Source organism: Bacteroidota bacterium (genome assembly GCA_018816945.1).
In the GTDB taxonomy this organism is placed as follows: Bacteria; Bacteroidota; Bacteroidia; order Bacteroidales.
In genome coordinates, this window is record JAHIVC010000013.1 from 1 (window position 1) to 8,041 (window position 8,041).

The window sequence follows — 8,041 nt, forward strand, 5'->3', positions numbered from 1 at the left end:
CGAAGAATTTATTAAAAACAATTCCAAGAAGATAAATTGTGAGAAATACCAAATTATAAGTTAGCGCTACTACACTTACTATTTTTAATATAAAGGGTTTATTTATCTGAACTTGCTCTTCCATTTTATTTTTAGATACCAGACTCTAATTCATGAACTTTAAATGACGAAAATAAAACAGGATAAAAGTAGTTGTTAAAAGTACTCCAAAAAGAGGGAATTGTTCCGTTTTAACATATAATGAAGGGATAATTAACAGAAGTATTTGAGCAATTGCATAAGTATGAAATCCAAATTTTTTCAACCGCCACATCAACATTGCACCATAAAGTGAGAAACTATAAAGGAAAAAGCTTAACAGGTAAAAACTTTTACTATATGTAAATACAATTTCAGCTCCTGGTAAATTGAGACCTCCACTTTCGTATGTTTCCAATAACATATCAAAACTTAAGTGAATAATCAGGTTTGAGAAAGCAGCAAGTCCACTACCTATGAATGTTAATATACATATAATAGTCAATGCTTCCGGCCTTTTTTTACCCTCCGTGTTTATTATTTCATTTTGATCTACCATGGTTCAAATTTACATTTTTATTCGTGAAACTCAAATTTCAATATTCTTAGATTATTGCTGAAAATGAAGTTGATTAATATCAAGGTTTTATCAGAGAATAAGGATATTGAAATTTGTTAGTTGAACGCCTGCCTGCCGAAATGCAGTACAGGCAGGAATCCCGATCATATCAAATCGGATATGGTTTATTGAAAGGGAAGAAGTAAAATTAATTTAGATTGCATTGGTTGGCTAATAATCGGGATCGTATTCAAACAAAAAGTCCGGCTAAACTTAACCGGACTTTTTGAACAGTTTTGGGATTTTTATTCTAAGGATCCTACTACTTTTTCAACTTCTTCCAAAATTTCACCTGATTTCACCAATGCTTTCATGGCATTATGATCATCGAAAAGTGGTCGGTCAATATCTAAAAAATCAACATACTTGCGGATTATTTCTTTTGCTTTTGTTACGCCTTGTCCGAAATTATACTCTCTGAAATCAAGAGCCTGGGCAGCGGCCATAAATTCGATGCCAAGAATGCCATAAGCATTATCCAGAATTTGATTGTTTTTAAGTGCCGTGTTCATGCCCATCGAAACAAAATCTTCCTGATCGGCTGCGGCCGGAATTGATTGTACAAATGCCGGAGCTGATAAAATTCGTTGTTCAACAATTTGCATATCTGCAGTGTATTGACTTAACATCAAACCAGAAAACATTCCGGCTCCTTTGGTTAAAAATGCAGGCAATCCAACGCTTAATGCAGGGTTATTCAATCGGTTCATTCTTCTTTCACTCATAACTGAAACCATGGTAATACAAGCTCCGGCCATATCAACAGGCACAGAAACAGGGGTTCCCTGAAAGTTTGCACCTGATAATTGCAGGTTTTCATCGGGGAAGAAAATCGGATTATCACCAACGCCATTCAATTCAATTTCAACTTGCGATCGGGCATAAGCCAAAGCATCATGAGCTGCACCAACTACCTGCGGAGTTGAACGCATTGAGTAAGCATCCTGTACCTTGCATTTTACTTTTCCTTCTTTTAAATCGCCTCCTTTAACCAACATGTTAATGGCATTTGCACTTCTGATGGCACCTTTAAACCCACGTACTTCATGTAATTTAGCGGAATATGGTTTCATATTTGCCTTTAATGCTTCGAGCGACATGGCTGCGGCAATTTCTGCTTGCTTCAACCAACGATTTGCATCATAAAGGAAAATTGCGCTCATTGCTGTTAAAACATTGGAACCATTAATAGTTGCCAATCCATCGCGTGCCTGTAATCCGGGGATTTTAATTCCTGCTTTTTCTAAGGCTTCTTTTCCATTTAGGAGTTCACCTTTATAATAAGCTTTTCCTTCACCCATCATCAACAATGCAATTTGCGACATGGGGGCCAAATCACCTGAAGCTCCCACAGAGCCTTTTTCGCAAACGTATGGTGTAACACCTTTGTTCAGCATATCCACCAAAGTTTGGGTAATTTCAATTCTTACTCCTGAATTTCCATGGGCATGAACGTTAATTCGTCCCAGCATTGCTCCACGAACATGTTCCAATGGCATGGCATCGCCGATACCGGCAGCATGATTGTATATCAGGTATTTTTGAAAATCTTTTACCTGATCATCATTTAAAACTACTTCCGAGAATTCACCGATTCCGGTATTTACGCCATACATGATTTCACCTGCTATGATTTTGTTCTCAAGCATGGTGCGGCATTTATTAATACGTTTAATTGCATCGGGGTGCAATTCCACTTTTTTTGAATGACGAGCTACCGCTACTACGTCCTCAATTGTTAATCCCGATCCTGTAATAATGTAAGTCATATTTTTATGTTTTTAGGTTAATGTGCATGCGTGTTTGTGTGTTAATGTGTTTGTGTTAATGTGTTTATATTTTTATGTGTTTATGTGTTTATTTTTTAGGCATTTACGTTAACACTTAAACTCTCATTTACGTTAACACCTAAACACTCAAAAACGTTAACACAATCTTTCTAAACATCCTCCCTCAAAGCATCCGGGATATTAAGAGGTACTGATTGCAGAAAGCTGACTGTTACATTCATAGCATCACTCATAATTTGATCATCTTTAATAAAACTGACAACCTTTCGATATTCTCCGATAAATTCTTCAATAAAAGGGGACGATTTTTTTGGTCTTCTGAACTCCAATGCCTGAGCCGCATTAAATAATTCGATGGCTAAAATCCGTTCCAGATTCTGCACAACTTTATAGCCCTTCGTTGCAGCATTAGCACCCATGCTTACATGATCTTCCTGCCCTTGAGATGACTCGATGGTATCAACCGAAGCCGGGGTGCAAAGTTGTTTGTTCTGGCTCACGATCGAAGCTGCCGTATATTGTGGTATCATAAAACCCGAATTTAAGCCGGGGTTAGCTACCAAAAAAACCGGTAAATTTCTTTTGCCCGAAAGCAATTGGTAGGTCCTTCGCTCAGAAATGCTTCCCCATTCGGCTACCGCAATCGCCAGATTATCTAAGGCTAGTGCCAAAGGTTGTCCATGGAAATTTCCTCCCGAAATAATCAAATCTTCATCCGGGAAAATAGTTGGATTATCCGTTACTGCATTAATTTCACAGGAAAACACATAAGCTACATAATTCAATGCATCTTTTGATGCACCATGAACCTGTGGAATACAGCGAAAAGAATAAGGATCCTGCACATGCTCCTTGGGTTGATTGATAATTTCACTTCCTTCGAGCAGCATTCGGATGCGCTCAGCGGTTTTAATTTGCCCAATATGAAAGCGAATTTGATGCACCAAATCGTTGAACGGTTCTATTCTTCCATCAAAAGCTTCAAGTGATACTGCACTGATAATATCTGCCAATTGTGAAAGACGGATGGTTTTTAGTACACTAATAACGCCATAAGCGCTCATAAATTGGGTACCATTTAGTAAAGCCAAACCTTCTTTTGACCTCAATGAAATGGATTCCCATTTTAGTTCTTTGTATACAGAATCTGTGTTCCGTTTCTCACCTTTATAATAAACCTGCCCCAGTCCAAGCAAAGGTAACGACAGGTGTGCCAGTGGTGATAAATCGCCGGATGCACCTAGTGATCCCAACTGATATACAACAGGTAAAATGTCATAATTAAAGAATGCCACCAGGCGTTCTACGGTACTTAATTGAATCCCTGAATGACCATATGATAAGGATTGAATCTTAAGCAAAATCATTAGTTTTACGATCTCGCGGGGTACTTCTTCACCCATTCCACAGGCATGTGATTTGACCAGATTACTTTGCAGCGTGCCTAATTCTTCACGTGAAATCCGATGATTGCAAAGCGAACCAAAACCTGTATTGATCCCGTAAATAGGCTCATCTTGCGAAGCCATTTTGTCATCAAGATATTGGCGGCATTTCAGGATTCTTCTTTTTGATTCTTCTGATAGTTCAATTTTGTAATCTTCTTTTAATATATGATAGATGATCTTAAAAGTCAGTTTTTCCGGACTAATTTGATGTACATTCATTTGTATACATTTTAGTATAAATTCAGTTAAAATAGCTAAGTTGGTTGTTACGCCGGAAATTTAATTTTAGGAAAATTGATTGTAAAATGGATAATCGAAATATAAAATTATGGATGATCCTAAATTTCCGATCTCGTGCGAATTGGATGAACGCACTTGATGATCGGACTTAGCAGAGTGAAGTACGATTAACTTTAATTTTAAACTTTAAGGACCAGTTCATCGTTATTTTTTGTGAGGTTAAAAGTATAAATTATTTATATTCAATGCTAAAGAAAAATTATTTTATTTTGTAGTAAAATTGAAAACGGATGGATAATCAAATAAGAGATGGAATTCTAAAAAACCTTCATGAGCAGGAAGCAACGCTCCTTTACTTCTTCTCAAATCATTGTGCACCTTGTTCTACTTTGCGGCCAAAGGTTTCGGATTTATTGAAAGATAAATTCCCGAAAATGAATTTCATGTTGATTGATGCGGAGGCCGAGCCTGAATTTTCAGCCAATTACAACGTGTTTGCAAGTCCAACAATCATCTTGTTTTTTGATGGGAAAGAAACCAGACGATTTAGTAAGTTCATATCAATGTTAGAGTTGGAACAAAGTATCGAGCGTTATTATAAAATGATTTTTGAGGAATAAATTTGGTGATGGATGCAAAATTATTGAGCCTGTGTTTTCATGATCTTTACCAGGCGGGTTTAACTACAGCTTCCGGTGGAAATATTTCCTGTCGTCAAACAGATGGATTGATTTGTATCTCTCCTTCACAAATTGATAAAGGATATTTAAAGCCTCAGGATTTTGCATTGTTAAATTTTGATGGAGTACAAGTTGGTAATAATAAACCTTCAATGGAATATCCCTTTCATTTATCGCTTTACAGAAAATTTCCGCATATCAAAACAGTGGTACATATTCATCCGCTCGTATTTGTTGCACTCAGCCTTCTTTCAAAAAACGATTATGAGTTGAAAGGGATAAGTGAAAAATTCAATTTTGGATATGCTGATTATGCAATACCGGGAAGTGATTTATTAGGTTCAAATATTTGCAAAGCATTTAAGGATAATGTGGATGTGGTATTGATGCAAAACCATGGAGTAATTGCAATCGGTACAGAATTGAATGTAGTGATTGAACGAATTGTTGAATTAAATCAGGCCATCATAAAGCATTTTAACCTGGGTTCAATTGTTGATAAATTTTCGCTAACTGGTAAATTAAATCTTAAATCCGAAAATACGTCCCGCTTTTATGAAGAAAGAACCAAGCATTTTTTAAGTATAAAGAATGAAGTAAAATTTGTTGAATATAATAAAAGAGGCTTATTTACGACTGCTGTTCAATTTCAATCTTTAAAATTAGGATCTCATTCTGCATTTTCGACTCATATTATCCCGGAGAGTTATTTAATCTTAAAAGATCCACTTTTTCAAAATAAAAAATTCAATAAAGCACAAATAGATGTTTACCTTAAATTATTCGATGAGCAAATTAAAGTTTTAATTTTTAATGATGGATGGGCATTGATCAGTGGAACTTCTCTTTACAATTTATACGATAAAATGGAGGTGCTTGATTTTACAGCTAAAGTGATTTTAATTGCCCTAAAGATGGGGCAGATTGATTTGCTTTCTGATTCTCAAATTTTGAAATTAAAAGAGAAATTTCTATAAACGGGATGGCGTCCCGAATTTATCGGGAAGCCATCCCTTCATAAGACCTTATCCGGAAAATTCCTTAATCAGTTCTTCAATATTTATTTTTTTCTGATCACCTGAAACCATATTTTTAAGCGTGATCATGTTCTCGTTCATTTCAGATTCACCTACAAGTGCTACAAAACGTATCTTTTTGCTATCGGCATAACTCATCTGTTTTTTCATTCGGCCCGAATCAGGGAAAAGTTCTGCATTGATTCCTGCCTGTCGAAGCCGGGTGATCACTTTAAGGCAATATTGAGCTTCTTTGAACCCAAAATTAGCAAACATGATTTGTGTGCCAATTTGGGCACTTTCAGGGAACAGATTGAGTTCGTTCATCACATCGAATATGCGATCGGCACCAAACGAAACGCCTACTCCTGAAACATTAGGTAATCCAAAAATTCCGGTTAAGTCATCATATCTTCCACCTCCGCAAATACTTCCCATTTGGGCATCTTTTGCTTTTACTTCAAAAATGGCTCCGGTATAATAATTGAGTCCGCGTGCAAGGGTCAAATCAAGGGTCCAATGGGTTTTTAGGTCCAGTTCTTTCAAATACTTCATGATGGTCATGGTTTCTTCCAAGCCACGCATCCCTATTTCCGAATCTTTTAAAACCTCCATCAGTTTTGGAAACTTAACCTTTAAAATCCCTTCCAGCAAAATGATGGGTTGCAGCTTATCAATCGCATCTTTTTGAATTCCTTTTTCGGCTAATTCTGCATTTACGGCTTCGAGCCCTATTTTATCCAATTTATCGATGGCAATGGTGATGTCAATAATTCTGTCGGGCTCGCCAATAATTTCAGCAATGCCTGCTAATATTTTTCGGTTGTTGATTTTTACTTCGGTTTCAATTCCCAATCTTCGGAAAATATCATCAATAATCAAAACTAACTCGACCTCATTCAATAAAGCATCGCTTCCGATCACGTCCACATCACATTGGTAAAATTCGCGGTAACGGCCTTTTTGCGGACGATCGGCTCGCCACACCGGTTGTATTTGATAACGTTTAAAAGGAAAAGTAATTTCGTTTTGATGCTGAACCACGTAACGGGCAAAAGGAACGGTTAGATCGTATTTTAATCCTTTTTCTGAAATAAAAGTGGCAAACTTATTTGCATCGGTAGTTGTTTTTTGATCCTCATTCAGCTTACCCAAAAACTCCCCTGAATTCAGCACTTTAAAAAGCAAACGGTCGCCTTCTTCGCCATATTTTCCCATGAGGGTCGAAAGGTTTTCCATGGCCGGAGTTTCGATGGGTTGGTAGCCATATAATTTAAATACCTCACGAATGGTGTCGAAAATATAATTTCTCTTGATCATCACTTCCGGTGAAAAATCGCGGGTTCCTTTAGGGATTGAAGGTTTTTGAGCCATTTTTTCTTGATTAATCTTTATTGCAAAAGTAGAGCATTTTCTTTGTTTACAAAAATTTCAGTTTTCTTAAGAGTGAATTATTATACTCGGCACATCCGGCTTCACCTTCCGAAGGAGCCCATGTGGCAAAATTTTTATCATCCGAAGCATCCCATGGGCCATCCTTGATTTCATAAACCAAACTATCAGGTTCTAAGGTTAACAATGTGTGCCAGGTTTTTGCAGGAATTTCCGCCCCATAATTTCCAATGATTGGATCTAAAATTAGATGGTCGATAATTTCTCCTTTTTCTGAAAATTCAATTATTAAAACCCGTCCTTTCAAAATGATAAAAGATTCCATTTTGTCCGGATTTTCATGTTTGTGCGGTTGCACGTAAGTTTCTGGATTTGTAGCATGGATCATACGATGGATGCGATCAGAAAAATGTTGATGGAAATTGAAATTCTTTCTCTTTCTGTCTGATTTTGTTGCTTCCTGGATGAGCGGATTAGTTATCTGGTTTGTGATGTGAATCATTTATTTAATTTTAATTCATGATCATCCATTGTTTTAAATAGCTTGAAAATTAACTCTCTTTTTGAATTATCCCTATAATCGGGATGGAAAATTAATTGAGGAATTTGAATTAGAATGATGGCCGCAAAAAGCATTAGAGATATACTTTCTTCTTCAAGAAAGTAATTTAAAAATAGAGAGATCATCAAAAGAATTAAAAGAATAATAAGCATAATCTTTGAAAACTTCTTCTTCTTTTTATTTATAAGGATTAGCTTTTGTAATAAGGCTTCTGGGATGGTTCCTAATTCCTTTATTAATTTCTTGTCTTTAAAAGGCATTAATCCTAATTCCTCA

General features: G+C 36.4%; 8 protein-coding genes. 2 read left to right on the top strand and 6 right to left on the bottom strand.

Features of this window, described 5'->3' with window-relative positions; translation table 11 throughout:
* Nucleotides 1-145: 145 nt before the first annotated feature.
* From KKG99_02405 to hutH, 3 genes are all read right to left on the bottom strand, one after another.
* Entirely contained in the window at nucleotides 146-577 is a 432-nt protein-coding gene (locus tag KKG99_02405; protein ID MBU1011832.1) for a hypothetical protein, read from the bottom strand.
* Nucleotides 578-882: 305 nt separating this feature from the next.
* Entirely contained in the window at nucleotides 883-2,406 is a 1,524-nt protein-coding gene (locus KKG99_02410) for an aromatic amino acid ammonia-lyase (GenBank protein ID MBU1011833.1), read from the bottom strand.
* A gap of 170 nt (nucleotides 2,407-2,576) precedes the next feature.
* Nucleotides 2,577-4,094: a histidine ammonia-lyase gene (gene hutH, locus KKG99_02415; protein ID MBU1011834.1), complete on the bottom strand. Its 1,518-nt coding sequence runs from the start codon at nucleotides 4,092-4,094 to the stop codon at nucleotides 2,577-2,579.
* 311 nt (nucleotides 4,095-4,405) lie between these two features.
* On the opposite strand from hutH, the gene KKG99_02420 reads away from it, so the two are divergent.
* Nucleotides 4,406-4,735, top strand: a complete 330-nt coding sequence (locus KKG99_02420; GenBank protein ID MBU1011835.1) for a thioredoxin family protein — start codon at nucleotides 4,406-4,408, stop codon at nucleotides 4,733-4,735.
* Between the two features lie 8 nt (nucleotides 4,736-4,743).
* Nucleotides 4,744-5,772 (top strand): class II aldolase/adducin family protein, encoded by a 1,029-nt coding sequence (locus KKG99_02425; GenBank protein ID MBU1011836.1) that lies wholly within the window; start codon nucleotides 4,744-4,746, stop codon nucleotides 5,770-5,772.
* 48 nt (nucleotides 5,773-5,820) lie between these two features.
* Here KKG99_02425 and hisS read toward each other — a convergent pair whose 3' ends face one another.
* The 3 genes from hisS to KKG99_02440 form a co-directional block, all read right to left on the bottom strand.
* Nucleotides 5,821-7,185 (bottom strand): histidine--tRNA ligase, encoded by a 1,365-nt coding sequence (gene hisS / locus KKG99_02430; GenBank protein ID MBU1011837.1) that lies wholly within the window; start codon nucleotides 7,183-7,185, stop codon nucleotides 5,821-5,823.
* Nucleotides 7,186-7,231: 46 nt separating this feature from the next.
* Nucleotides 7,232-7,705 carry a WbuC family cupin fold metalloprotein gene (locus KKG99_02435; protein ID MBU1011838.1) on the bottom strand — a complete coding sequence of 158 codons (474 nt, stop codon included), beginning with the start codon at nucleotides 7,703-7,705 and terminating at the stop codon, nucleotides 7,232-7,234.
* Nucleotides 7,702-8,041 (bottom strand): hypothetical protein (locus KKG99_02440; GenBank protein MBU1011839.1); only part of this gene is annotated, 340 nt, incomplete at its 5' end. The genes KKG99_02440 and KKG99_02435, both read right to left, overlap by 4 nt.